This is a genomic window from Sulfidibacter corallicola, assembly GCF_017498545.1.
GTDB classification, from domain to species: Bacteria; Acidobacteriota; Holophagae; order Acanthopleuribacterales; family Acanthopleuribacteraceae; genus Sulfidibacter; species Sulfidibacter corallicola.
In genome coordinates this window covers 6,911,937-6,937,833 of the sequence record NZ_CP071793.1, presented here as the reverse complement: position 1 = coordinate 6,937,833, position 25,897 = coordinate 6,911,937, and the positions used below count along the sequence as shown (strand labels likewise).

Below are 25,897 nucleotides of genomic sequence, written 5' to 3'. Positions count from 1 at the left end.
ATAACTCGCGCATACTCCACCGGGTTCGTCGCAAACGAAGGCATCCTCCGTGGCGCACCGTTCGTTCGGCATACCCCGCGTCAGCGGATCTCGGTTTCGTACCTCGGTCGTCCCAACCGTAACCGCATGAATCCTTGGCTTTTGGATGGCGGTAGCGGAAGTGGCCGGTTACCGACGAACGCCTCGATCGACGTGATGCGGGAACCGCAAATGCGATGGAACCTAATGGAACTCACAAGGGAATTCGTTTGGTGTCATTGGAAGCCAGAGGTAGCGGCATTATAAAAAGGAGGCGGATGGGTATACACCCAGCGTGGCAAAAAAGCAATATGCTATTAAAATATGTCGTAACTGCCAGAGGAGAAAAACGCCACAATAAATGTCACTTCATACGCGGATCAGGCCGCTCGGTGACAACATTGATATACTAACGCTACTTTTCGAAAAATGCAAAGGTTTTGTAACGAACCCATATCAACCCGGCCCACATACCAAAAACCAAAGATAACCCTTTCTCTTTATTCAGGTTACCCAGATACATCGATCTTTAGGTCCATTTTTTTCCTTGCCTGCCGGAACTTACGGCGGGCGTTATGTGACTCCAATCACCCAGCCGGCGCGGGGTTTTCGCAGCCCCCCTCGCCGGCCTGCGACAGGAGCATCTGGCGACCGGTCTCGATTCGGCCGGGCTCCACAGGCCTACCGGTTTCGGTCGCCAGATGTGGGTCTTCAGGCAATCATGTGCAAACAGGAGCTTTGTCGAGACGTGGCACCTGAACACCGAAACCGAACCCATCCGGAAGAACCATCTTGGCAATGACGACCTGGAGGGGCACTGGCCAGGGTTCGGCTAAACGCCTGTAAGTGCTCGTATTGCCGAGAGGCGACCACCGAAGCCCGATCGCGCACCCCATCGACTCTTTTCCCGGGCAAACCGAATCGGGATGGCGGGAGTTGGAGATTGCGACCTTCCTGGATGAGCACTAGAATAGGGGAGGCAGAGTCACTCCCACATCGAGCTACCCCTCGTATGCAACGGTTGCAACCCCGTTCGTCCCGGCGCCGCCGGATCGATGCCCGGGGTGCGGGACTCTCGGCTGATCGGTATCCCTACTGCGACACAAAATATGAAAGATGCGTTCGGCGGATGGCCTTCCCCGAGCGGAATGGGCGGTACACCGGCATGTCTTCCCCGTTACAGCAATTCAATAAAATGATTGCCAACCTTTTGATTTCGAAAAACCTGGTTCCCTCGGACCTGGTCAAGAGTGCCTATCGCCAGGTCGGTCCCACCAAGGATCTGGCCCAGGTGCTGTTGGAACTGGGCGTCATCAATCCCAAACAAGCCCAACAGGTACGCAATTACGTCCAGGAACAACTGCGCCGACGTCAGGCGGGCGCGGATCCGGTCGCTTCGGAGTACGCGACGATCCCCCGGCCGCAACCGGCCGCACCCGCGGCCCCGCCCCAGGCAGCCGTTCCCCAGCCGCCACCGCCACAGGCCGACCCACAGCCGGTACCGCCACCGGCGGCCGCCCCGCCACAACCGGCGCCACCGGCGGCGGCCCAACAGCCCTCCCGCCAGGCACCGCCCGCCGCCGAAGCGGGTGCCGAAGCCGAACCGAGCCTGCCCTACGAATACCGCGAGAGCAAAGGCGACGGGGAGCTTACCTTCCCCATGCCCGGCAATGCACACAAAAACCTGAGTCTCGAAGAATTATTGGTGTTTGCGCGAAAACGCGGCGCCTCCGATCTGCACCTGATTCCCAAGTCCCCCATCACCATGCGCCTGTTCAACCAGCTCAAACGCCTGGGCAACGAAGCCCTGACGGCCGAGGACGTGCGCCGCATCGTCAGCCGTTTCCTCAAGCCCGAACAATTGGCGGAGTTCGAAGAAACGGGCGACCTGGAGCTGGCCTTCAGCATTCCGGGCGGCGGTCGCTACCGCATGACGTTGATTCGCCAACGGCACGGCTGGGATTTGACCGCGCGGGCCATTCCGGATCGCGTGCTCGGCGTCAGCCAACTGGGCCTGCCCGAATCCTGCCAGGACCTGACCAAATGGGCCACCGGCATGGTGCTGGTCACGGGCCCGTTGAGCTGCGGGAAATCGACGACCCTGACGACGCTGGTCGAACTGGTCAATCGCTCGCGCAAAGACCACATCATCACGATCGAGAACCCGATCGAGTTCATCTTCACCCCAGCGGGCTGCCAGCTCACCCAACGCCAGGTGGATCTCCACACCCTGAGCCAGGGCAACGCCTTGCGCGGCGCCTTGCGCCAGGATCCGGACATCATCGTCGTCAGTGAATTGCGGGACCTGGACACCATTCGCCTCGCCGTCACGGCCGCGGAAACGGGCCACCTGGTCTTCGCGACCATGAACACCGCGAACGCAACCCGGACGGTCAATCGCCTGATCGACAGCTTCCCGCCCCAGGAACAGGAAATCATTCGGGTCATGATCTCGGAATCGTTGCGGGGCATCATCTCGCAGCAACTGGTTCCCCGCAAGGACGGGCGCGGCGTCGTCGCGGCCTTCGAGGTATTGATCGTCACCCAGGCGGTGTCCAACATGATTCGCAAGAACGCGACCCACCAACTGGAGTCGGCGATGGTCTCGGGGCGCCAGCAGGGCATGGTCCTCCTGGACAACACCCTCAAAGACCTGGTCGACCGCGACATCATCGAAGGAGTGGAAGCCTTCCGCCGCGCCAGCAATCCCAAACGGTTCCTGCAGTACGCGCCCGAAGAGTTGAAGGGAAGATACAATGCCTAAGATCGATCGATTCTTTGACGAGATGATTCGCCAAGGCGGCTCGGATCTCCACCTGGAAGAGGGCCTGCCCCCCAAGATCCGCAAGAACGGCGAGATCATGCCGCTCCAGGCACCGAACCTGACCCAGGAGCTGATGACCGAGTACATGAGGGAAATCGCGACCCCCGAGCATTGGGCCCGCTTCGAGCGGGCCGGGGACCTGGATTTCGCCTACGAGATGGGCGAGAAATCGCGTTTCCGGGCCAACTATTTCCGCTACGTATCGGGGCTGGGCGCCATTTTCCGGGTCATCCCCACCAAAATCCTGAGCCTGGATCAGTTGGAAGCGCCCGAGGTGTTCAAGCTCTTCGCCGAACTGATGGCCGGCCTGGTGCTGGTGACCGGGCCCACCGGCAGCGGTAAGTCCACGACCCTGGCCGCGATCGTCAACCACATCAATTGCAACTACGTGCGCAAAATCATCACCATCGAGGAACCGGTGGAATTCATGCACGAGAACCAGCGCAGCCTGTTGACCCACCGCGAAGTGGGCGAGGACACCCTCAGCTTCGCCTCCGGCCTGCGCGGCGCCATTCGCAGCGACGCCAACGTGATTCTCGTCGGCGAAATGCGCGACCGCGAGACGATCGAACTGGCCCTCACCGCCACCGAAATGGGAATCCTGGTGTTCGGCACCCTGCACACCAACAGCGCTCCCAAGACCATCGACCGCATCGTCGACGTGTTTCCCGAGGACCAGAAATCCCAGATTCGCACCATGATCTCCTTCTCGCTGCAAGGCATCGTGGCCCAGCAGCTCCTGCGCAGCGCGGACGGAAGCCGCCGCTGGGCCGCGCACGAAATCCTGCTCTACTCGCCACCGCTGCCCGGGATCATTCGATCCGGGGACAGCAACAAGCTCTACTCCTATATCCAGACCGGTCGTGCACTGGGCATGATCACGATGGACGATTGCCTGGCCGACATGGTCAAGGCCGGCAAAATCACGTCCGAGGAAGCACTCAAAAAGGCCACGGACAAGAAACGCTTCGCGTGAGGCGGAACCCCCTGCCGCCCCCACTCGGGGAGACGTGACAGGACCCACGATTCACCCCCTTCCACCATCCGAACGGAAGCCCCTGTCCGGGCGTGAGAGCGACCGGGCGTATGGTAAAATAACCGTTTCAACGGCATTCAACGACCCTACCCAGTGCGTCTCGAGGCCTCTGAATGGAAGAATCTGACTACGCATCCAGCCCCTATGCCTCCCTTTCGTCAGAGAGTGAAAACTATCAGCAGGCCGCCACCTCCGCCATCAACGCGCCGCCGGTTCACGAACCCGAGTTCAAGCCAGGCGACAGCATATGCGACAAATATCTCGTAAAAAGACACTTGGGCAGTGGCGCATCGGGCGATGTCTACCTGGTCCAAAACCCCGTCGGCCTCGACGAAGCACTGAAGATCATGCCCGCGGACATGTCCAACTCGCCGCGAGCGCGCGAAGTCCTGATCGGGGAACTGTCCATCCTGCGCAATTTGCACCATGAAAACGTGATGGATGTTTACGAAATCGACGTGCTGCCCGGTACCGATCGCGTCTTTTTCACCAGCGAATACCTCACCGATCACAATCTCTTCGACCTGTTCCACAAGGCGAAGTCGTCCGGACGCGAGCTGCGCCCCGAGATCGTGTTGCTGTGGATGCACGACGTGGCCAAGGCGCTGACCTACATCCACGGCAAGGACGTGGTTCACGGCGACATCAAGCCCAACAACATCCTGCTGGACCAAGAGGATCACGTAAAGCTGTGCGACTTCGGCTTCGCCTACCGCCTGCTGCCCAACCGGAAATCGACCATCCACAGCCGCCACCAGTTGGAAGTGGGCGGAACCATCCTGTTCGCCAGCCCCGAACAACGCGACGTCCTGATCCACCGGCTCTCGACGACGGTCGGCAAGTCCAGCGACGTGTATTCGTTCGGCGCCACCCTGGCCTTTTTGTTGAGCGGCGGCTACCCCGATCCCGGCAACCCGATCAGCGTTTTTCTCAAGTCGCGCAAGATCACGGCGAAGCTCGACGCCTTCATCGGGACCTGTTGCCGAAAGGATCCGGAAGAACGGTTCGCCGACGGCCAACAATTGATGGAGGCCTATCTCAAACTGTTGAGCTTCATCCAGAAACAGGAGCCCCAATTTTTCACGACCGACCTGCAGCGCTCCGTGCAGGAAATGCGTGAGCTGGACGGGCCCCTGGCCGATCTCACTCTCGAACGCGATTTCGTGCCCGGCGAATTCAACGACACGCCGCCGCCTCCGCTATGGAATCGGGTCCTGCTGATCATTCTCCTGATCGCCGTGCTCACCCTCGCCGAACTCAACTTCAATCTGACCGGCGTGTTCGAGTCCAACGAACCACCTGTTTCGGTCTATGACGACAGTCCCTTCGGCAACCGCACCACCATTACGCAAAGCCGCGCCGACATCCTTTCCAGCCGCTCCCAGCCGGACCCCTCACCCGCACCGGGATCGAGCGACCTTTCGGAGTTGATGACGGAAATTGATCGACCCGCGGATGAGGCGGAGGTCGATCCCCTGCCGCCACAGGACGCTTCGGAAGAGATCGTGGACGCGCAACCCCAAGTGGTGACCACCGAATCGGCGCCCTCCGAGAAGACACCCGAGCCTTCCGCTTCGCCGGCCACGCAACAGCAGGTCGCGAATCCTTCGCCGCCGCCCAAATCGGCCGCAACCGCCGAACCTTCCCGGCAGAAGCCGGCATCCCTGCACTTCTCCGACTGGATGTTCGGCCAATTCCTGATCGAGCACCACGACACCAACCGCGACGGGGTCTTGGATCGCGAAGAGGCGAAATCGATCCAGCGCCTGCAACTGGCCGGCAACCGCAAGATCCGCAACCTGGCGGGTATCGATCAACTGACCGAGCTGGTGTACCTCGATTGTTCCAACATGGGCCTGAAGCGCTTGCCGAAGTTGCCCTCGCGCCTGCGCTACCTGGACTGCAGCAACAACCAACTCTCCGAATTGCCGTTCGGCTGGCCGCGCTTTTTGATGTACCTCGATTGCAGCGACAACAACCTTCGCGAAATCAATTGGTTACCGGACTACTTGGAGACCTTGAACGTGTCCGGGAACCAACTGCGCAATTTGCCCTTGCTGCCGGAACCGCTGATCACGCTCATCTGTCACGGCAATTATTTCGAAACGGCCCGCAATTGGGCGCGCGAGTGGCCCTGCGCCGAGTGAACCCCCGAACGGATCATTTATCGAGCAAGCGATCCATAAAGGCCGGACGCAGCAGGGAATGGACATCGTCCGGATAGCGGCCGTGCTCCAAGAAGTAGCGGTAGCCGTCGATGAACGGACGAATGAACACCTCTTTCTCCACGAAGAGGCGGCCGTCGATTTCCAACAGGTACACGGTGGAATCGGGACGCTTGATTTCACCGAGACATTGAAACACGCGTTTGTTTTCGCGCCAGGCGGGATCGACCCCCACCGGCTGCCAGTAGATCTTGACGCGGTCCAAGCCCACGTACCGGGCGGTGGCGGAGTAGGTGGTGTGCAACACGGGTACGGGCACGGGTGGCGAATACGGGGTGACATCGTAGTGATAACGGGCCTGTCCCACCCTGTAGGAGTACACCAATAAAATGATTAACGCCAAGGAAATACCAAAAACGATAAGTCCTTTTCGTAACGCCTTCAGCAAATGTCACCCGCTCGGTTGAGTTGCGCATATTCTAACGCGGACCCCTTGTTCGCCAGGATGATAATCTCGTGGAAAGACAGACCGGAGAACCAGGACACGCCCCCTCGCGAGACGGGAGGCGCCTATGCCAGCTTACAAAACCGAACGCCCGAGACATTGGATGTTGGCTCACATTTGGTGGATGCGCGCATCACAGAACGCCGAAACGCGAGTGGCGTCGGCGGGCCGATCCATCCAGGCGGACAGGCTTGGATGACACCACAACGGGGTGCAAGCAGGGTAGCGAGGGCGAAGCACGAACCATCCCCTACCACCTAGTCCGAAGCGACCCAAGCAACCACAACCGATTGCGTCCAAGCGCGAAGCCGATCACGCTCCTGGCCGCGCTTCAACGAAGCCGCAAAGTCCAAAGTTCCCGCATCGTGAGAGGGGTGTAAGGCCTGTAGGTTGGGCTGCCAGCCCGACTAATCGAAGCAACCAAAGCAACGGCAACCCTTTGCGCCAAAGAGCGAAGCACAGAATCTCCCCAGAGACCCCAATCGAAAGCCGCAAAGTCCAAAGTTCCCGCATCGTGAGATGGGTGTAAGGCCTGTAGGTTGGGCTGCCAGCCCGACTAATCGAAGCAACCAAAGCAACGGCAACCCTTTGCGCCAAAGAGCGAAGCACAGAATCTCCCCAGAGACCCCAATCGAAAGCCGCAAAGTCCAAAGTTCCCGCATCGCAAGAGGAGCGTCAGGCCTGTAGGTGGAGCAGCCTGCTCCACCAATCGAAGCCACGTCAGCTTCGACGAGTCGTCGCGTCCAAGAGCGAAGCACGACAATCGTCTTGCGCACTCGCCGATCCTGTCCAGGTTCCGTTTTTCCATTGCTGGTCGGATAGTTCGGCGGCTGCCCTTCTCAGGGATGCCTGCCGATCGAGCAGTTTCGCTCCGCTCTTTACGTAAAGCGCTAATGATAAATATGTTACTTCGATTGGTTGAGCAAGCTGCTCAACCTACAGGCCTTTCGCCTCTCTCGCCATGCGGGGACTGTGGGCTTTGTGGCTTCGTTGGCGCGCGGCCAGGGGAGGGATTGGCTTCGCTCTTTGGCGCAATTAATTGTCGTTGCTTGGGTTACTTCGATTGGTTGAGCAAGCTGAGGCTGTGTGAAAACCCTGAATTCCCTCGTTTCGGCCTGCACCGGTTCTTTTTCTTCACCGGCCGTTCCGGCCGTTCCGCAACTTAATCCTTATCTTGTTGGCTTTGGGGTGATGGTTTCTGTCTCCTTTTTCTGGTGAGGTAGCACCTGATCTTTTAATTAGCTTGGTTAAAACAACTTACAACTCAGTCGCGGTATTATTCTTACAGAGCTTCCATCAGTCTTTCTTGTCCCATGATGTTGAAGAACCTCTTCATGTTGTAGGCCAGGGCCGCCAAGTTCATTTCTGTCCTCACGTTCTCCATTCCTTTCGTTAAGAAACTCCCATACTGGAAGCTCGCCTTTAGCACCCCAAACGGATGTTCCACCAGCCCTTTTCGGGCCTTTTGCAGGAAGCCCTTTTTCTTGCTCTCCCGCTCTAACTCCTCGATTTGATCTTCATATGCGCTTCTCTCGATCTGTCGACCGCTTTTTGCGGTGGTGCATTGATCTCTGAGCGGGCATCCTTTGCAAGCCTTCGTTTTATAGATGGTTTTCGCTTGTTCTGAGCTCTTCTTTTTCAAGGGCTCCAACACCTCTCCGTTCGGGCACGTGTAGGTGTTCGCGTCCCTGTCGTAAACGAATGCCTCTTTCGTGAATCGACCCGATGTCTGCTGCCGGGTTCTACAGGGAGGCACCCTCGGTGTAATCCCTTCATCCAAACACTTCGCCATTTCCTGATGGCTGTAATATCCTTTGTCCGCTACAACCTCGCACTTTTCGATCCCCAGATTTTCCTTTGATTTTAGGCTGATCCCACTCAACTGGTCTTTATCGTTTCGCGCTTGGTTGACATCCACCGCCGCCACCAGCTTGTGCTTGTGATCCACTCCGATTTGCACGTTGTAACCCACTGTCTTCCCATGCCTTCCCCTCATTGCACGGGCGTCCTCATCTGTAAGAGATACCTGACTATCTTGGCTCTCCTTCAACCGAGTTTCGGCCTCCTTCAATTCCTCCTTTTGCTCCGTCAACTTGCGGATTTTTTCTCTCAGCTCTTTCTTGGTCGCCTTTTGAACCTTTGCCTCTTTCTCGTCCTGCTTGGTCAGCTTTTCCAGGTAGTCTTCGATGCGTTCTTCGATCTGGCTTATCACCTTCGCCAAACGCGAGGCATTGAAGTTCCGTGCCTGGCTGTTGACTGCTTTGAACTTGCTGCCGTCAATACCGAGCAATTCACAGCCGAACAATTGGTTCTTTTTGCAGAGTAGGGTGAACTGGCGAAATACCCCAGCGATCCCCTTTTTGTTGTTCTTGCGAAAATCGGCAATCGTTTTGAAGTCGGGTTTCAGACCACGCATCAGCCACATCAGCTCTACGTTCCGATGGGTTTCCTTTTCGAGGCCTCGACTGGAACGTATCTTGTTGAGATATCCGTAGATATAGAGCTTGATCAGGTCCTTGGGATCGTAGCCAGGGCGCCCGGTTTTTTTAGGTTCGGAACGTACGAATTTAAGTTCTTCCATGTCGAGCGAGTCGACAAAAGCATCAATAAACCGAACCGGATTCTCCTCAGCAACAAAGTCGTCCATGAGGGGAGGAAACATCTGGGTTTGATCACGAGGAGTGCCTGAAATGTATCTCATAAAACACGGATACCTCACTTGTTTTAAAAGACTTATAGCACAAAATTGCGCAAAAATAAACGTAAAATACTGATAAATATACATGTTATGAGTTTTCACACAGCCTCAAGCTGCTCAACCTACAGGCCTTTCGCCTCTCTCGCCATGCGGGAACTTCGTGAGTGGCGACTTCGGGGCGGTTACGGGGCCTCGCGGTCGAGCACGTCCATGAAGGCACTCACGCTGAACACCGCGTTGCCCGGACCCGGCGCACCGTATCCCGGCGGTACCGGCAGCCCGTAGTGGCGAAACCGCTCGCGCCAAGCCAGCAACAGCTTGCAGAAATATTCGAGCGGGGGCGACGGCTGGGGACCCAGGGCCGCCAACGGCTCGGGACACCAGGTCGTGAATCGGGGCACCACCCCCTGGCGCATGAACCAATCGAGGCCCTCGCGGGTGTGCGCCACGGCCCGATCCACATCGTCGAAGCCGCAGACCGTGTTCAACTCCACCCCGCCCACGAAATTGGGGATGACGTTTTCGGGGCCGAACACCGACGCCGAATCCACCACGCGACGGATCCACTCCTCGAATCCGACGACTCGCTGCTTGCCGGGACAGATCTGGGCAAACAGCTCCTTACCCCACACCTCGTAGTTGGGGTGGTAGATGCGCACGCCGGCATCTTTGAGGCGCTGGCACTCGGAAACCGGGAAGGCCTGAACCACGGCCTTGCTGATCCAGCGTCCCGGAAATCGCGACTCGATGGCCTCGATGAACTGGAGGTAGAAATCCACTTCCTCCACGCCCTGCAAATCGGTGATGACCGAGCCACCCGTCAGGGTGTAGGCCTTGGCCTTGTCGTCGAGGCGGTCGATGTGTTCCAGCGCCTCGAGGATCTCGTCGATCGACTTGATACCCGTGTAGACCTTGCCCGCCTTGCGCTGCTGAATGAAATTGCGGTTGATGTCGCAGAACTGGCACTGCTCTTTTTTGTTGAAGTACTGGCACATGCGATAGGCGGTCAGGTAGATCAGGTAACCCCACTCCAAAACGGGGGCGATCTCACCCATCGGCTTCCCGTTGCTGAGTTCCTCGTGGTAGAAGGTCGGCACCGGATGGTACTGGACACGGCCGACCGGCTCGCCGTCACAAGTGAGCCACAGTTCGCCGTCGCGGAGATCCACCAGATAGGGCGATTCGGGGTTGATGCGCACCGAAATCACGGTCGAGCGCAGATCCAGGGGTCCCCCTTCGAGGCGAATCTCCTCGGGCACCCGCAAATGCTCGCGGTGCTGCATGTCCTTGATCTCGATGAGATCGAAGGAGAAGATGAAGTAATCCTTGGGTTTGAAACCCGCGGCGATATTCATGGCCGCTTCGCTGAAACGCAGGCCCAGTCGCAGCGTGTCCTGCTTGATCACGGCCTCGGGCGGCAGTGCCTCGAACCGCGCCACATGATCCATCACTCCGCGGTACGCGGTTCCCAGTGCTTCCATTTACTGCTCCCCTGCCGCGACCGGCGTGCTTTTGGCGCTTCCCGTAGGCCGGAATATCGGTTTGAAACCTTCGGCTCGGGCCTGGTGGAGGATCTCTTCGAGGTTCTTGTTGATGACCGCCCCGGCCATTTCCGTCACCTCGTCCTCGATGGGAATGTCGAAATCGTTGGCACCGTAGTGCAGGCCGTGCAGCGCGTTGTCGTTTTGGGTGAGCACCGAGGTGCGCATGTGGCGAATGTTGTCCAGGTACAGTCGCGTGGTGGCCATATGGCGCAGGTAGGTCTCGCCGTCCACTTCCTCGCCGCCCAGATCGTTGTGATAGGGCTTGTAGGTCCAGCTCAGGAAGCTGAACAGGCCGGGCAGGCCGTCAGCCGTCACCCGATCCTGCAGGTCGCGAATGCGACGCAGGTGTTCCACCCGTTCGGCCACGCTCTCGTCGAACCCGATCACCATGGTACCGGTGGAGTTCAAGCCGCTGCGCATGATCGTTTCCTGGGCCACCAGGTAATCGTCGGCCGAGTACTTCTGCGGGCTGTGGCGTTCGCGGAACTCGTTGGTCAGGATTTCGGAGCCGCCGCCGGTGATCCACCGGACGCCGGCATCGCCCAGGGCACGGCATACCTCTTCATAGGAAATGCGGCACAGCTTGGCGACGTACATCATCTCGGCCACGGTCAACGCGTAAAACTCGATGCTGTCTCCGTAACGTGCGCGAATCTTGGAAAAAGTGTCGGTGTACCAATCGAGTTTCAATTTGGGGTTGAAGCCGCCGTTGAACCCTACGAAGTCGCCGCCCATCTCGAGGATCTCGTCGATCTTGGCGAAAATGCGATCGAGCGGCAGCACGTAGCCGTCCGGAGATTTCGGCAGGCGATAAAAGGAACAGTAGTCGCACTTGGCCACGCAGACATTGGTGTAATTGATGATGCGCATGATCAGGTAGGTCGCCTCGTCGGGCTTGTGGAAACGCGCCCGAACCGCGGTGGCCCAACGCTTCAGATCCGCCAGCGACGCGTCCTCGTAACAGTAGAACGCCTCTTCGTCCGTCAGTCGCAATCCCTCGGTTACCTTGTGCTCGATCTGGTCGCGCATGCTACCTCCCCCGGTGTGCTCGGCACCGGCCCACACATTGTAAAGCAAAGGTCGTCAGAGACCAAACCAAGCCGAACGACAGACCGCGAAAAGGGCGCGATCGGGAGGTTTCAAGAGAGCCGCGAATAAACAGGGCGTAGGCCCAGCTCGATTTCGAGAAAGAAACAACGCGAAGCGAGCCAGCATGGTGGTCCCGGCTACCTGAAAGGGTCGTCGAGCAGGGCCGGTAAGGCCAGGTAGGTGCGACCGCTGGTCGCACATTCCGAAGCTCCTGCTTCTATTGGTGCTTCGATCTTTAGCGTTTCGTATCTGTGCAGCCTTGATCGCTTTGAAGTGTCGGGCCAGCGGCCTTACCGGCCCTGCCCAACTCACCGCGGTGCCGTCTCTCAAAGCATGCGGGAACTCTGATCATGGATCGCTTCGACAAGTTCATCCAGCGGGCTTACCGCCCCTGATGCCCCTACCGGGCACGACGAATCTCTCGACATTCGGGCACTCCGAGCAACTTCGTTTCAAGAAATCGGGAGGGAAAGCCAATGCGTTGGATGGCGCCCGGCTCAACCCGTCTTGCGAAACCGATAGTGGCTGACGAACCACTCGTTCCCGCCGCGAAAACCCCAGAGTTCGGCGCAACTCATGAAGAAGGTGCGCCAGTAGGCCCACCAACGGGTGGCCTCGCTCTCGCCATAGGTTTCCTCGAACAAGGGCAGGATCTCGTCGCGATGGGCATCCATGTTGGCCAGCCAGGCGTTGGCGGTCTTTTCGTAGTGGCGCCCGTCGACGCGCCAGTGATCCTCGATGCCGAAATCGTCGGCGAAGTAGAGCAACAGGTGATCGCTCGGCATGATGCCGCCGGTGAAGAAATACTGCGCCATCCAGTCGGTTTCGTCGCGAACCTCGAAAAGGTAGGCGTGTTCGCGATGGGCGAAAATATGGACGAACAGTTTGCCGTCTTCCCGCAGGGCCGCGGATACCTTGGCCAGCAGGCGTTCGTAGTTGCGCATGTGCTCGAACATCTCCACCGAGACCACGCGATCGTAAGGACCACTGGGTTCGAAATCGTTCATGTCGCAGGTCAGGATTTCCACATTGGACAAACCCTGGCAATGGGCCCTCTGCTGAATGAACGCCCGTTGCGTATGGGAATTGGACACGGCGGTGATCCGGCTGCCGGGAAAGCGTTCGGCCATGTACAGGGTCAGCGAACCCCAGCCGCAGCCCAGTTCCAGAATCCGCATCCCGTCCCCAAGTTCCGCGCGCTGGCAAGTGAGATCCAGCATGCGCCGCTCGGCCTGATCCAGGCTGGTCGTCCAGGGCTCCCAATAGCCGCAGCTATACTTGAGTTGCGCACCTAGCACCCGTTCGAAGAACCGCGGCGGCAGTTCGTAATGCTGGTCGTTGGCCGTCTCGGTAGCCACGGCGATGGGCTCGCGACGCAGGCGGGTGACCAGGTCGCCGAACCGCATCTGGGCGGCTTCCAGGCCGCCCTCGCCCAGTTCCGCCAGTCGCGAGCGCAGCAAACGCCGAATGCCGAAGCGGATCAGCATGTCCGGCAACAGATTGCGTTCCAGGGCTGAAGTCAACATGATCATCGGTTTCTCCTCGATCGATTTGGCGAGCCGACGTGGCTCGGATGGTCCGGTTCAGGAGGTGCGAGGCTGCCCGGCGGGACGCTCCCGCGGCGCCCTGGGGAAGAAGGCGCTGGTCCGCCGCTGATAGGCGCGGTAGGCCTCCTCTTTGGTCGAAAGTGCCTGGGCTTCCGTGGGTGGAATCCCGGTGACGTTGAGGATGAAGTGAAGCATCAGCGCGGGCGACAGCCAGGCCAGCCAGCCCCAGGGCGAGCCACTGGCGAACAGGGCCACGGCCACCCAGAACAGCCACTCGAAGAAGTAATTGGGGTGACGCGACCAGGACCAGAGACCCGTCTGGCACACCCGTCCCCTGTTGGCGGGATCCCGTTTGAAGACAGCCAGTTGGCGATCGGCGAGCGCCTCACCGCAGACCGCCACCAACCACAGTGCCAGCCCGAGCCCGTGCCAGGTCGACCATTCGGGTCGCGGATCGAGGCACACCAACAGAAAGGGCACCGCCAAAAGCACGTCGAGCAGGGCCTGGGCCTGGAAGAAGGCCAGGAACTTGACACCCACATGGGTTTTCCATTGGGCGCGCAACCGTCGATATCGCCCTTCCTCACGTCCCTCGCGAAAAATCCGCCAGGCCAGGTGACCACCCAACCGGCCGCCCCACAGGATCACCATCGCCGCCATCGTCCAAGACCGCATCGCATCGCCGGGTCCCCATGCCGCGTAGGTCACCGCCAACAGCGGCAGGCCCAGGGCCCAGCCCACGTCCACGATGGATGCGTTGCGCAGGGGGAAATGAAGCACCCAGAGCAGCGCCATCAGCGCGACCATGATCAGGGCGCCGACCGCACTCAATTGCCAGAACGCGTCCCACATGGCTCACCTCTCCGGTCGTTCGGCGCGCAACAGCACTTCGGAGACCGCAGCGTCGGCCGGCACTTTATATAGTTGAAGGGTGAGGTAGAGACAGGTCGCGATGGCGCCGAGACACACGAACAGCACCAGCCACAAAAGCCGCGACCCCCAATGGGTCTCCTTGTACCAGACCCAGAAGTAGACCAGGGCGATGTTGATGTAGAAATCCTGGAGGGTCGCGACCATCCAAGGGATTTGGGCCAACTCGGGCCACACCTCGAACAGGTTGCTTTCCAGGCTGGTCGCCACGGCTACGTAGGTCATGTAGATCCCCAGCAGCGGCACGAGGAATCTCAACAGGGGCAACATCGTCGGCCTCCCTCGTCAGGCTGGTTCGTGGGCCGGCGCATGCCAGCCCAGGCCCTGCAGGATGGCATCGCGCCGGTTCAGAGGTTTGGCGAACACCAATTGGGCGCTGCCGATCACGCGCTCCCAAAAGCCGCCCTCACAATAGGCCAGATAGAATTCCCACATTCGGCGGAACCGCTGCGGCAGGGCGGCGATCGCCTCCCGATCTCGATTCTGGCGAAAGTTTTCGGCCCACAGCGCCAGGGTGCGCGCGTAATGCGGCGTCTGGTCTTCCAGGTGGATCAGTCGCAAATCGGTGGTGCGTCCCATCGACCCGAGCATGGCCCCGACCGAGGGGATGAAACTGCCCGGAAAGATGTAGCGCTTGATGAAGTCCACTTCGCGCAACGCCCGGTGATAGCGGTCGTCGGGCATGGTGATGGCCTGAATCAGCATCAAGCCGTCCGGTTTTAGCAGTCGGGCGCAGGTTGCGAAATAGCGATCGAGGAACTGATGCCCGACCGCCTCGATCATCTCGATCGAGACCAGCTTGTCGAAGCGGCCGCGTAAATCGCGGTAATCCTGCAAGAGCAAGGTGATGCGATCGGTCAGGCCCTCTTTCCGAATGCGGCGCTCGGCATGGGCGAACTGCTCCCGGGAAATGGTCGTGGTGGTGACCCGACAACCGAATTCCTTGGCGGCATGGATCGCGAAGCCGCCCCAGCCGGTGCCGATCTCGATGACGTGATCGTCCGGTTGGAGGGCCAACTTTCGGCAGATCCGGTCGAGTTTATGGACGGCGGCCCGTGCCAGGTCGGCCCGAGGTTCGGGAAAAACCGCGGAAGAGTACATCATTTCGGGATCGAGGAACGCGGCGAAGAAATCGTTGCCCAAATCGTAGTGGGCCGCGATGTTGGCGCGCGATCCGGCGCGTGTGTTCTTGCGAAGCCAGTGCAGCGCCTTGAGCAGCGGACGGCTGGCGGCGGCCAGTCCGCCCTCCATACCGTCGATCACGTCCAGGTTGCGGGACATCAAGCGAATGACGCCCACCAGATCCGGAGCGTGCCAGTGTCCGGCCATGAACGACTCACCGGCGCCGACGCTTCCCCCCAGCAACACGGAGGTATAGAAATCGGGGTGCATCACCCACAGCTCGGCGCGAGGATCATCCCCCGCCGCGGCGCCGAAGCGGATGCACTCACCGGCTTCGTGCAGGGTCAGGGATCCGGTGTGCAGGCGCGCCAACGCCTTGATCAGCGTGGCGCGCGCAAAACGCTGCAGGGCGCTCGGCGCTGGCAACACCGTCGTGGCGGTTTCAAGCTCCGTGTTCGAGAGACTCATGGGGGACCTCCTCGGTCGCATCGGGGTGGGTGGCTTTGGGAGCGCCACCCTTGCGGGGGTGGGTGTAGAAGGGCACGCGCTTGAGATAGAGCCGCAGCGCCTGAACGTAGATGCCGCCGATCACTTTGGCGGTCATGAACGGATGGCGCGCCAGGGCGCCGGCCAGCGCGCGATGGGTCAAGGGCCGACCCGCCAGCGACAGGGTGGCATCGAAGCAGAGGCGCTCGGCCCGAAAGTTCTGCATGTGGACGGTCAGGTGGCGATCGGGTCGCGAAAATCGCCAGCGGTAGTCCATGTCCATCGGCCAGAACGGCGAGACGTGGAACTGCTTGGCCATACGGGCATCCACCGCCCGGCATCCGCGAGGATCGGCACGCAGGATGTAGCTGAACCGCTCGTTCCAGGGCGTGTTCGTGATCTCGGCGACAATCGTTTCCACTTCGGTTCCGGCAGCGTCGAAGCAGTAGTAGAAGACCACCGGATTGAAGCCGTACCCCCAGTAGCGAAGGTGGCCGAGCATGCGGATCGGGCCCTTGGGCGCGGACCCGGTTTCGGCCGCCACCCGCGCTCGGACCGCGTCCTTCAGGGACAGGGTCTTGGGACCGAGGTAGTCGTCACGGCGAAACCGGACAGGAGCCGGTCGGCCATGCCGCGAAAGCCACCAGCGCCCGTCGAACAGACGATCCAGCTCGTCCAGGTCCAAATAAACCAGAAACATCCGATAGCGAAACAGGTGCGGAACCGGCACGAACCGCCGATGCCGGACCCAACCTTCGTAGAGCCTGGAATGTTCGAGTTCGAGGCCGGGCCCTGAATTGCGGGTGGTCGCGGTCGTCATACCGGCACCGCCGCAAGACGCTCGCTGGTCGCGCGGATCGCCTCCGCCACCCGGAGCCCGCTGCGAACGCCGTCTTCGTGAAATCCGTTGAACCAGTATGCCCCGCAAAAATGGGTGTGCCTGCGGCCGCTGATACTGTCGAACCGGGCCTTGGCCCGCTCGCCTTCGAGGGTGAAGATCGGGTGGTGGTAGGTCAATTCGGTCACGACCTTGAAGGGGTCCACCGCCTCGCCGTAATTGAGCGTCACGCAGAAGGTCTTGGGTAGATCCAAACCCTGCAGGAGGTTCATGTTGTAGGTGACCGCCACCCGATCTTGGCGGTCGCGAGGAATGTGGTAGTTCCAGGCGGCCCACGCCAAACGGCGGCGCGGCAGAATCGAGGTGTCGGTGTGCAACAGCACGTGGTTCTCCTGATAGGGCAAGGCCCCGAGGATGCGGCGCTCGTCCTGGGAGGGGTCTTCCAACAATCGCAACGCCTGATCCGCATGCACCGCGAGCACGACTTCGTCGAAATACTCGATCGGACCGTTGCGCACCTTCAACCGCACGCCATCGGAGGTCCGCAAGATGCCGTGGACCGGGCTGGAGAGGCGAATTCGATCGGCGAACGGCGCCGTCAACGGGTCCAGGTAGCTGCGCGAACCGCCGCGCACCACGCGCCAGACCGGTCGGTCGTCGATGTTCAACATGCCGTGGTTGTCGAAAAAGCGCAGAAAGAACCGCAGGGGAAACGCGAGCATCCGTTCGCGACCAGCGGACCAGATCGCGGCTCCCATCGGCAGGATGTACGAGTCGACGAACATCTCCCCGTAATCCTCGCCCGCGAGATAGGTGCCCAGGGTCAGGTCCTCCGGGATCTCACCGGCCGCGACCATCGCCTTGCCGGCCTCGTTGAAACGCAGAATATCCCGAATCATGCGGTAGAATCGGGGCCGCAGCAGGTTGCGACGCTGCGCGAAGAGGCCGTTCAGCGAGGTCCCGTTGTACTCCAGTCCCGTCCGCTCGCACTTGACGCCGAAGCTCATGGTGCTGGCCTGGGTCGCGACGCCCAGATCGTTCAGGAGGCGGGTAAAGTGCGGATAGGTGCGCTCGTTGTAGACGATGAACCCGGTATCCACGGGCACCACCCGATCGCCGACCACCACGTCGACGGTATGGGTGTGGCCGCCCAATCTCGGCGCAGCTTCGAACACCGTGATCTCGTGGTCGGGGTGCAGCATGCGCGCCGCGGTCAATCCAGAAATGCCGGTTCCCACTATGGCGATTTTCACGACGTCACCTCACACTTGGCGGCGGCGTCCGAAGCGCCGCGAGCCTCGGCCAGAATTCGCGCGGGCACCGGCCGTAGGTCCCAGATCAAGCCCAGCGCGGCCATCAGTTTGAGGAGGTAGTAGGTCATGTCCACTTCCCACCAGCGGAACCCCTGGCGTACGGACACGGGGAAGCGATGATGGTTGTTGTGCCATCCTTCGCCCAAGGTGATCAGCGCCAGAAACCAGTTGTTGCGACTTTGGTCGGGGGTGTCGAAACGGCGCCGCCCGAACACGTGCGCCAGCGAATTGATGGTGAAGGTGGCGTGAAAGAGCACCACGGTGGAGACGAAGAAACCCCAGACGAGGAGCTGGGGCCCGTTGGTGCCCAAGCTCGGTGCCCACGCCTCCAAACCCATGCCCAGCAACAGGATACCTGCCGCGAACAGGACCGGGATCAACAGGTCGAAGCGATTGAGGAAGCGCAGCTCGGGGTAGCGGGCCAGGTCTTTCACCCGCTGGTACTCGGTGCGGAAGTAGGCGTCGCAGGTGAACCACAGCATGTGGCTCCACAGGAATCCGCGATGGTGGGGAGAGTGAATGTCGGACGGGGTGTCGGCGTGCCGGTGATGCTCGCGATGGTGGGCCGCCCACCAGAGCGGGCCGCGCTGGACCGCGGTGCACCCGGCAAGGGCGAAGAGGAACTGCAAGGGGCGACTGGTCTTGAAGGTTCGGTGGGAGAAGTAGCGGTGATAAAAGGCGGTGACGGCAAACATGCGCGCCACGTAGAGGATCGCGGCGAAGGCCACGGCGAAGGGGCTCCAGCCCACCCAAATCACCGCCAGACAGGTCAGGTGAACGGCGATGAACGGCAGGCACCGAAGCCAGTTGACGTGCTCGGACCGGGCGGCGCGGGCAGGACCGGGGCCGGCATCGGCTTCGGTATCGAACCAGAGCAGAACGCTTCGCGTGAGTCTTCCACAAAAAGGCAAAATTCTGCCGACAGACAACATGTCACAACTTCCATTCTTTCCGTTTTGGGAAACCAATCTAGGTCGATTCGAACGAAGGAGCAAGTTATCAAAACGTTCAAAACGATCATCACTACTCTTGCATTCGACGGTATTCGGAATTTAGATTAAAAATATCGGTCAAATCGTTCATTTTTTTCTCAGGTGAATCATGCAGCTCTACAGTCCCAAGCAAGTGGCCGCGGCAATCGGCGTCAGCGAGGCATCGCTCAAGCGCTGGTGCGATCGCGGGCTTCTGGAAGTCCATCGCACGGTCGGCGGACACCGCCGCATCACCAAGCAGGAGGTCCTGCACTTCGTGCGCCGCAGCAAGTACGATCTGGTCGCCCCGGAAATCCTCGGGTTGTCCAAGGGTCGTTCGGCGCATTCGGCGGGGTCGCTACCTTCGATGGACACTGTCATGGATTTGTTGGTTCGCGGCGACGAGCAGACGCTGCGGGTGATGATGACCGAGTACTACACCAGTGGTGCGCCGCTGGAGCGGCTCTTCGACGACATTCTGGCCCCGGCGTTTCACGAGATCGGATCGGCCTGGGCGCGTGGCGACCTGGAGGTCTACCAGGAGCGTTTGAGTGGCGTGATCTGCATGCGAGCACTGGTCGCCTTGTCGAACCTGATCCGACCGGCTCCCGCCCAGGCCGAGCTCTCCCTGGGCGCCGGTCTCACGGAGGATCCGTACCAGTTGGCCAACGTCATGGTGGAGGTCCTGCTGCGCGAGCGCGGCTGGCACAGCCAGACGTTGGGCACCAACCTGCCGGGAGAGACCTTGGCCAAGGCGATCGAAACGCGCAAGCCGCGGCTGTTCTGGCTGAGCGTTTCGACGATCGCCGACGAGGCGCGGTTCCAGCGAGACTGTGCGCTGATTTGGGCGGCCTGTCGGGCGACGGGCTGCTGGCTGGCGATCGGCGGTCGGGGGTTCACGGAACCGGTCCGCGAACACATTCGCTACACGGTTTTCTGCGACACGCTGAAGCACCTGCTCAACTTTTTAGAGAGCCACGGTCCACCAAATACACGAAAACACACGAACGCGAACCCGGTCGATTGAGGATGCTCCGTCTTCTGCCGTGCTTGATCGATGTTTGGAACATGGATCGTGAAAACGATGCTCCTTTGGCACAAGCGGGAACACTGGCGCTACTTCCCGGGGGATTGCTGCCGACCAACGAGAATGTGTCCACGAATCACCCAGATTCACACGAATGTTCGGAACACCACACCGATCACGGTCCATGCTTTTGAAATGCCACATCGAAACCTTCGGGAGGGCACCGCCAACGCAGGTGAGCCTGCTTGACGTCTCCGAGTAAACCTATTATTTCATTACGGTTTTCCGATCAGCAGCTTGGACATTCGTGTCGACCGGGGTGGTTCGTGGGCAGGCTACCATGGATCAAATGCAACCCCTCCGGTCTGCGAGATGCCAGATTCCATGCACGCCATTTCAGTAAGGGTCTAATTTCAGCGAACAATTCCCCCAAACCACGAAGGGAATTCACAGGTCGCAGGGATTTAATCACAAAACGGTTCAAATGACCGAGCGCTTCGGTCAAGCGAGCCAGCCCCAAAACCGACCGGGCCATGGTTGTCTCCGCAGAAAACCGCCGCAACCCTGCCAACCGACGAGAAAAACACACACCGTCCCAGTTCTCTACCCCGCTTGGTCGAGCGAGGAGGCCCCAAAACCGACCAGGCTATTTTTCGTGTTTTTTCGTGTTTTTAGTGGACAGTTTTGGTGGACGCACGAGGGCGCGCAGTAGGAAATCGCCGCCCACCGGCCGGCCTTCGAACAGATCCACCGCCGGAGCATCCCCGATCAGGGCGACGCCCACGCCGCCGATGGGACCCGGTGCCGCCGTGCCGCCGATCAACTTGCCGCCCACCACCACCCAGGTCTCCTGGATCAAACCCTGGGAAAAGAAAGAGCCAACCACCGCCGAGCCGCCCTCGACCATCAGCGTGACCACACCCCTGCGGGCCAACGCTTCGAGGAGGTGCACCAGGCGCACCCGGCCCGATCCATCGGTTTCACACAAAATCACGACGACCCCGCGCGCGGTCAGGGCAGCCCGATGGGCAGGGTCCATGGCCTCGGTGGTCGCCACCCAGGTCGCCCCTGGCAGGTCGGGGTCGAACAGGTTGGCCCCGAGCGGGACACGACCGCGACTGTCCAACAGGATCCGTGTCGGATGGGCCACCGGGGTGTCGGGTAGCCGCACGGTCAAACGCGGATCGTCGGCCAGGGCCGTGCCGGCCCCGACGAGAATGCCATCGCATCGGTCGCGAAGACGATGGGCTTCGGTCAGCGCCTCGGCGCCGGAAATCCACTGGCTGGATCCCGTATGGGTCGCGATCCGACCATCCAGGCTCATCGCGTACTTGGCGATGACCCAAGGCCTTCGCTTGGAAATGAAATGAAAGAAAGCGCGGTTGAGAAAGCGGGCCTCGGTCTCCAGTGGGCCGCACACCACGTGAATGCCCGCCTCGACCAGTTGACGATGACCGCCGCCGGCAACCCGCGGATTCTCGTCGGGTACCGCGTAATAGACGATTCCGATGCCGGCTTCGATCAGGGCCGCGGTACAGGGCGGGGTCTTGCCGTGGTGGCAGCAAGGCTCGAGCGAAACGTACATCACGGCGCCACGCACGTCCTCACCGGCCGCATCGGCGGCCCGCAACGCCTCGATCTCGGCGTGGGGACCACCCGCCCGCCGGTGCCACCCCTCGCCCAGCACGCGACCGTCGCGCACGATCACGGCGCCGACCATCGGATTGGGCGCGGTGCGTCCTTCGGCCCGGATCGCCAAATCCAGGGCACGCTGCATGTAGCGCAGATCCTCGGAGCGAAAGGATGGATGTCCTTCGTCTTCCGGTCCCATGAGCACCTCCTCCTTCGCGCCGACCGTGACCGAACCGGCGAGTTCCTTTCGCGAACCTAGCCGTCCGCCGAAACGACCGACAAACCCCATGGCCGGAGGTCCTTCCACGTCCGAACCGGCATGGCCTACTTTAACAGCAATCGTCCCCGACCATGAAGCCGGAGCCACGACCCCCGACCTCCCGGGTGCGACGTCGCCAAAAGCCTTGGGCGCCTCGGGTTTTTCCCGTTGCATACCAGGCCCAGATGCACTAAATTTCAAACACAAATCCAATATTACAAGGCACACGCATTGATTTCCCGCAGCATGAGCCTTCTTTCGAAAACCACGGTTTTCGCGTGGCGCGCGGAAATCATCTTCTCCCGACGAGGCCGACTGGACGGTAACGCGGTCCACGACACATGAGTTCGAGAAGAGGTTGGTTTGTCGTTACGCCACAAATTCTTTCTGGTCATCAGTCCGCTCCTGCTGATCATTTTCGGCCTGAACCTGGTCATGATCGCCCCCTTCCCCAAACTGCGGCACCTGTTGAACCGCTTGGACCAGAACTATTTCCAGACGGTGACCGGCTTTAGATATCTCACTCTTTTTCAGAGGCATACCAAAGAGATGATCGATGTCCACCTCATTGGCGAGGAGGAAATCGAAGAGATCACCGATTTTCGAGCCCAATCCGAAGCGGCGTTCAACGCCTGGCGCGACACCCACCGAGCCCCTTATGGCGGAGGCGCGACCGAACGAGACCGATTTCGCATCGAAAACATCGCCATTCAGCGGGAACGTCAATCGTTCCTGGAACGAGCCCTCGTGACGAGCATCAGAGTGAGGGAGCAGACGGAGACGGAAAGCCCGGGAGAGCGTCGCACCGCACGACCGCCGGAAGATTTGAAGGCCGTGCTGGTGGTGAGCGATCAGTTGACGAACATGGTGATCGATGCCCAACGGTACGAGGAGGAGCAGCTCCTCGCCATCGTCGAGGAAATTGCATGGAACCTGGAGAGCCTGTCGCTATTCTGGTCGGACGATCCGCTCCAGGACCTGCGCCAATTGGAACTGGAACTCAAGCAGTCGATCGCGGCCAAACGCTACTCGCGGCAATTGATGCAGGATACCGCCCTGATGATGGAAATCATGGCCAGTTGGGAGAAAAGGGAACGCTGGGAAGAGCGATCGAACCAAACGCGGCTGGCGCTCGAGGTTTGGTCGAACCTGGTAACCAACGACCCGGAGCAACGGTTCCTGGAGTCCCTGAAAACCGACTTTCACACCATGAGGACCCAGGCGCGGGAAGCCCTTGACGGCGATCCCGATTCGGACGACCGATACGCCGTGATCGAAGACAAGTTAGAACCCACGCTGAACACCACCACCCAACGCCTCGAGAAATATTTCGAAGAGGAAGACCGGATCATCGGAACCCTGCTCGACTCCCTCAAAACCCAGGTCTCCCATACCGCGCTGATCCTGCTGGCCATCTTCATTTTTTGTCTGCTGGTTTCGGCCTCCATCACCGCCTACGCCTATCGCGCGATCCTCGTCCCCATCAACCACATGGCCCATACCATCGAACGCATCGAAGCGGGCGAGCGCGAAGTGCGCATGGCGTTGAAGAGCAGGGACGAACTCGGCATGCTGGCCGATTCCTTCAACCACCTGCTGGACGGCCAGGCCGCCCACACCGAGGCCATCATTCGCCAAAGGGAATGGTTCCAAACCACCTTGGCCAGTATCGGCGACGGCGTCGTCGTCACCGATCGCGAGGGCAACATTCTCTACATCAACCAGGAAGCGGAGCGCATGTCTCGTTGGACGACCGTCGAGGCGGCGGACGAGGCCATCGAGCGGGTCTTTCAGCTCGTCGAGGAGGAAGCGGGTACCCCGCTGGAGAACCCGGTCACCCGCGCACTTCGCGAGGGCCGGGCGGTGAACCTGGGCAGTCGCGCCCTCTTGAGGAACCGGGCGGGTGTCGAAACGCCCATCGACAGCAGCGCGGCTCCCATGTTCAACGATGCCGGCGAAAAGATCGGCGCGGTGCTCATCTTTCGCGACATCAGCGAGCGCCGCAACGCGGAGCAGGACCTGCTGGCACGGAAGCAGGCGGCCGAGGCGGCCGCCAAGGCCAAATCCGAATTCCTGGCGACCATGAGCCACGAGATCCGCACCCCGCTCAACGGCATGTTGGGCATGGCCGAAATCCTCTCGATCTCCGAGCTCGACGAAGAGCAGAACCAGTGCGTGTCCGTCATCCAGCACTCCGGCAACCTGCTTCTGACCATCATCAACGACATCCTCGATTTTTCGAAAATCGAGGCGGGTCACCTGGAGCTGAAGAGCCGCGTTTTCGATATTCGCAAGCTGATCGACGCCGTCGTCGGCATCATCGCGCCCAAGGCCGCCGAAAAGAACCTGAGGCTCTACGCCACCGTGGCGCAAAGTGTGCCCGCCACGGTCTCCGGCGACGACAACCGCCTCCAGCAAGTGCTGCTCAACCTGGTCAACAACGCCATCAAATTCACCCCACGCGGCGAGGTCGCGGTGCGGGTATCGGTCCAGGACGACACCGACCGGATTCGCTTCGAAGTGGCCGACACGGGCATCGGCATTCGCGAGGCGGATCTGGCCAACCTGTTCCAACCCTTCATCCAGGTGGACGGCACCAGCAGCCGCCAGTACGAGGGCACCGGCCTGGGCCTGGCCATCTCTCGCAAGATCGTGGAGGCGATGGACGGCGAAATCGGGGTCGAAAGCCGGCTGGAAAAGGGTTCCCGGTTCAACGTGGTGGTGCCGCTACCCGGCGTGCCCAGGGCCCCGAGGCGACCCCTGCGCGGAAAGACGGTTTTGATCGGCCATCCACACCCCGGCGAGCGGCGAGCCCTGTCGGAAATGTTGCAATACGCAGGATGCGAAGTCCGCGAAGTGGAGAATTCCTTCAACCTGCTACAGGACCACCTGCCGGAAGGAGACTGGGACGCCATCGTTCTCGACGAAGAACTCGCGGACCCTTCCCCCGACATGATCGTGACCCATATCCGCAAGAACGAACGATTGGCCGAGTTGCCCATCGTGATCACCGGCCGCGAAAAGAAAGGGCATTCGGACGGCACCAGCTTCGTGAGCAAACCGCTACGGCAAGACTTCTCCTGGTCGCACCTGTTCGGCGAGCGCCACCAACGACAGGCCGAGACCGCCGGGTCGGGCGCGACCCCATCCCCCACCATCCTGGTCGCAGAAGACAACCCCACCAACCAGATCGTGCTATCGGCCATGCTCGACCAGCTCGGCTACGCCCACGAAGTGGTGGCCAACGGCCTCGACGCCTGGGATACCGCCCGGGTCCGCCGGTTTTCCATCATCCTCATGGATTGTCGTATGCCGGAAATGGACGGACTCGAAGCCTCGAGACGGATCCGCATGCTCGAGGGCGAAGCGGGTCAGGTTCCCATCGTCGCCATTACGGCCAACGCTTCGGAAGACGACCGGCAGGCCTGCCTAGCCGCCGGCATGGACGGCTTCCTCAGCAAACCCTTCAGTCTGGAACAAATTCGGAACGCGATCCAAAAATTCGGTGCATTCAACTCGAATTAAACCACATGACGGCATCTTCCCACGCAGGGGGACCGGGTCGATCGGCGATCGCGGAACGCCGTTTTCATTTCGGCCGTGTCGACCGGCAGCCTTTCTCGAAAACCCGCCTTTTCTAAGCGTTGCGTTTTCATCCGCTTGGTCTAAAATAAGTCCCAATTTCCCTTCTCGATCCCGTCACCAATTGACCTCGCGATTGCCGGTATCCGTCCCATTCGGTCGTAATTCCTTCATTCATCCTGCAGGGGTTCTCGGTTTTTCCCAGCGGAACATGCGCGAAGGAGCCGGCAGATTGGCCCCACCTGTCCACGAGGTCTTCACACGAATCCGGCGGGGATGCCCAGCTCCACGTCATTTCGAAGCGAACGCCC

17 protein-coding genes are annotated in these 25,897 nt (G+C 60.4%); 5 read left to right on the top strand and 12 right to left on the bottom strand.

The genetic code is table 11. From position 1 onward, the window contains the following. Positions 1-1,213 precede the first annotated feature (1,213 nt). The 3 genes from J3U87_RS21505 (at position 1,214) to J3U87_RS21495 (ending at position 6,025) form a co-directional block, all read left to right on the top strand. Positions 1,214-2,782: a type IV pilus twitching motility protein PilT gene (locus tag J3U87_RS21505; protein ID WP_237377835.1), complete on the top strand. Its 1,569-nt coding sequence runs from the start codon at positions 1,214-1,216 to the stop codon at positions 2,780-2,782. Further along, positions 2,775-3,818 (top strand): type IV pilus twitching motility protein PilT, encoded by a 1,044-nt coding sequence (locus J3U87_RS21500; protein WP_237377834.1) that lies wholly within the window; start codon positions 2,775-2,777, stop codon positions 3,816-3,818. Before J3U87_RS21505 ends, J3U87_RS21500 begins: the two co-directional genes overlap by 8 nt. Before the next feature lie 173 nt (positions 3,819-3,991). After that, positions 3,992-6,025, top strand: coding sequence for a serine/threonine-protein kinase (locus tag J3U87_RS21495; RefSeq protein WP_237377833.1), 2,034 nt, complete (start codon positions 3,992-3,994; stop codon positions 6,023-6,025). A gap of 13 nt (positions 6,026-6,038) precedes the next feature. Here J3U87_RS21495 and J3U87_RS21490 read toward each other — a convergent pair whose 3' ends face one another. From J3U87_RS21490 to J3U87_RS21440, 11 genes are all read right to left on the bottom strand, one after another. Beyond that, the gene (locus J3U87_RS21490; protein ID WP_237377832.1) at positions 6,039-6,446 is read right to left on the bottom strand and encodes a hypothetical protein; all 408 of its coding nucleotides are present in this window, start codon (positions 6,444-6,446) and stop codon (positions 6,039-6,041) included. 1,384 nt (positions 6,447-7,830) lie between these two features. Beyond that, entirely contained in the window at positions 7,831-9,249 is a 1,419-nt protein-coding gene (locus tag J3U87_RS21485; RefSeq protein ID WP_237377403.1) for an IS1182 family transposase, read from the bottom strand. Between the two features lie 179 nt (positions 9,250-9,428). After that, a complete protein-coding gene (locus J3U87_RS21480) occupies positions 9,429-10,727 on the bottom strand; it encodes a radical SAM protein (RefSeq protein ID WP_237377831.1) in 1,299 nt (432 codons plus the stop codon). Continuing rightward, a complete protein-coding gene (locus J3U87_RS21475) occupies positions 10,728-11,819 on the bottom strand; it encodes a radical SAM protein (RefSeq protein ID WP_237377830.1) in 1,092 nt (363 codons plus the stop codon). Between the two features lie 557 nt (positions 11,820-12,376). Continuing rightward, complete coding sequence (locus J3U87_RS21470; protein ID WP_420038217.1) at positions 12,377-13,411, bottom strand: SAM-dependent methyltransferase; 1,035 nt, start codon at positions 13,409-13,411, stop codon at positions 12,377-12,379. A gap of 51 nt (positions 13,412-13,462) precedes the next feature. Next, on the bottom strand, positions 13,463-14,278 hold the full coding sequence (locus J3U87_RS21465) for a DUF1295 domain-containing protein (protein ID WP_237377828.1): 816 nt from the start codon (positions 14,276-14,278) through the stop codon (positions 13,463-13,465). A 3-nt stretch (positions 14,279-14,281) separates the two neighbouring features. Continuing rightward, positions 14,282-14,626 carry a DUF1475 family protein gene (locus tag J3U87_RS21460; protein ID WP_237377827.1) on the bottom strand — a complete coding sequence of 115 codons (345 nt, stop codon included), beginning with the start codon at positions 14,624-14,626 and terminating at the stop codon, positions 14,282-14,284. Positions 14,627-14,641: 15 nt separating this feature from the next. Then, entirely contained in the window at positions 14,642-15,946 is a 1,305-nt protein-coding gene (locus J3U87_RS21455; protein WP_237377826.1) for an SAM-dependent methyltransferase, read from the bottom strand. Continuing rightward, complete coding sequence (locus tag J3U87_RS21450) at positions 15,921-16,784, bottom strand: DUF1365 domain-containing protein (RefSeq protein WP_237377825.1); 864 nt, start codon at positions 16,782-16,784, stop codon at positions 15,921-15,923. The genes J3U87_RS21455 and J3U87_RS21450 overlap by 26 nt, the downstream gene beginning before the upstream one ends. Then, complete coding sequence (locus J3U87_RS21445; protein ID WP_237377824.1) at positions 16,781-18,055, bottom strand: NAD(P)/FAD-dependent oxidoreductase; 1,275 nt, start codon at positions 18,053-18,055, stop codon at positions 16,781-16,783. Before J3U87_RS21445 ends, J3U87_RS21450 begins: the two co-directional genes overlap by 4 nt. Next, the gene (locus J3U87_RS21440) at positions 18,052-19,047 is read right to left on the bottom strand and encodes an acyl-CoA desaturase (protein ID WP_237377823.1); all 996 of its coding nucleotides are present in this window, start codon (positions 19,045-19,047) and stop codon (positions 18,052-18,054) included. Before J3U87_RS21440 ends, J3U87_RS21445 begins: the two co-directional genes overlap by 4 nt. A gap of 169 nt (positions 19,048-19,216) precedes the next feature. Between J3U87_RS21440 and J3U87_RS21435 the strand changes: the two genes are divergently transcribed. Beyond that, positions 19,217-20,113, top strand: coding sequence for a helix-turn-helix domain-containing protein (locus J3U87_RS21435; protein WP_237377822.1), 897 nt, complete (start codon positions 19,217-19,219; stop codon positions 20,111-20,113). Positions 20,114-20,759: 646 nt separating this feature from the next. On the opposite strand, the gene ribD is transcribed toward J3U87_RS21435, so the two are convergent. Continuing rightward, entirely contained in the window at positions 20,760-21,944 is a 1,185-nt protein-coding gene (gene ribD / locus J3U87_RS21430; protein WP_237377821.1) for a bifunctional diaminohydroxyphosphoribosylaminopyrimidine deaminase/5-amino-6-(5-phosphoribosylamino)uracil reductase RibD, read from the bottom strand. Positions 21,945-22,367: 423 nt separating this feature from the next. On the opposite strand from ribD, the gene J3U87_RS21425 reads away from it, so the two are divergent. Then, entirely contained in the window at positions 22,368-25,529 is a 3,162-nt protein-coding gene (locus J3U87_RS21425) for a response regulator (RefSeq protein WP_237377820.1), read from the top strand. Positions 25,530-25,897 lie beyond the last annotated feature (368 nt).

Bases quoted from the DNA above. Each gene is read 5' to 3' on its own strand.
- J3U87_RS21505 (WP_237377835.1), top strand. From the start codon at position 1,214: ATGATTGCCAACCTTTTGATTTCGAAAAACCTGGTTCCCTCGGACCTG.
- J3U87_RS21500 (WP_237377834.1), top strand. From the start codon at position 2,775: ATGCCTAAGATCGATCGATTCTTTGACGAGATGATTCGCCAAGGCGGC.
- J3U87_RS21495 (WP_237377833.1), top strand. From the start codon at position 3,992: ATGGAAGAATCTGACTACGCATCCAGCCCCTATGCCTCCCTTTCGTCA.
- J3U87_RS21485 (WP_237377403.1), bottom strand. From the start codon at position 9,249: ATGAGATACATTTCAGGCACTCCTCGTGATCAAACCCAGATGTTTCCT.
- J3U87_RS21480 (WP_237377831.1), bottom strand. From the start codon at position 10,727: ATGGAAGCACTGGGAACCGCGTACCGCGGAGTGATGGATCATGTGGCG.
- J3U87_RS21475 (WP_237377830.1), bottom strand. From the start codon at position 11,819: ATGCGCGACCAGATCGAGCACAAGGTAACCGAGGGATTGCGACTGACG.
- J3U87_RS21470 (WP_420038217.1), bottom strand. From the start codon at position 13,411: ATGATCATGTTGACTTCAGCCCTGGAACGCAATCTGTTGCCGGACATG.
- J3U87_RS21465 (WP_237377828.1), bottom strand. From the start codon at position 14,278: ATGTGGGACGCGTTCTGGCAATTGAGTGCGGTCGGCGCCCTGATCATG.
- J3U87_RS21460 (WP_237377827.1), bottom strand. From the start codon at position 14,626: ATGTTGCCCCTGTTGAGATTCCTCGTGCCGCTGCTGGGGATCTACATG.
- J3U87_RS21455 (WP_237377826.1), bottom strand. From the start codon at position 15,946: ATGAGTCTCTCGAACACGGAGCTTGAAACCGCCACGACGGTGTTGCCA.
- J3U87_RS21450 (WP_237377825.1), bottom strand. From the start codon at position 16,784: ATGACGACCGCGACCACCCGCAATTCAGGGCCCGGCCTCGAACTCGAA.
- J3U87_RS21440 (WP_237377823.1), bottom strand. From the start codon at position 19,047: ATGTTGTCTGTCGGCAGAATTTTGCCTTTTTGTGGAAGACTCACGCGA.
- J3U87_RS21435 (WP_237377822.1), top strand. From the start codon at position 19,217: ATGCAGCTCTACAGTCCCAAGCAAGTGGCCGCGGCAATCGGCGTCAGC.
- ribD (WP_237377821.1), bottom strand. From the start codon at position 21,944: ATGGGACCGGAAGACGAAGGACATCCATCCTTTCGCTCCGAGGATCTG.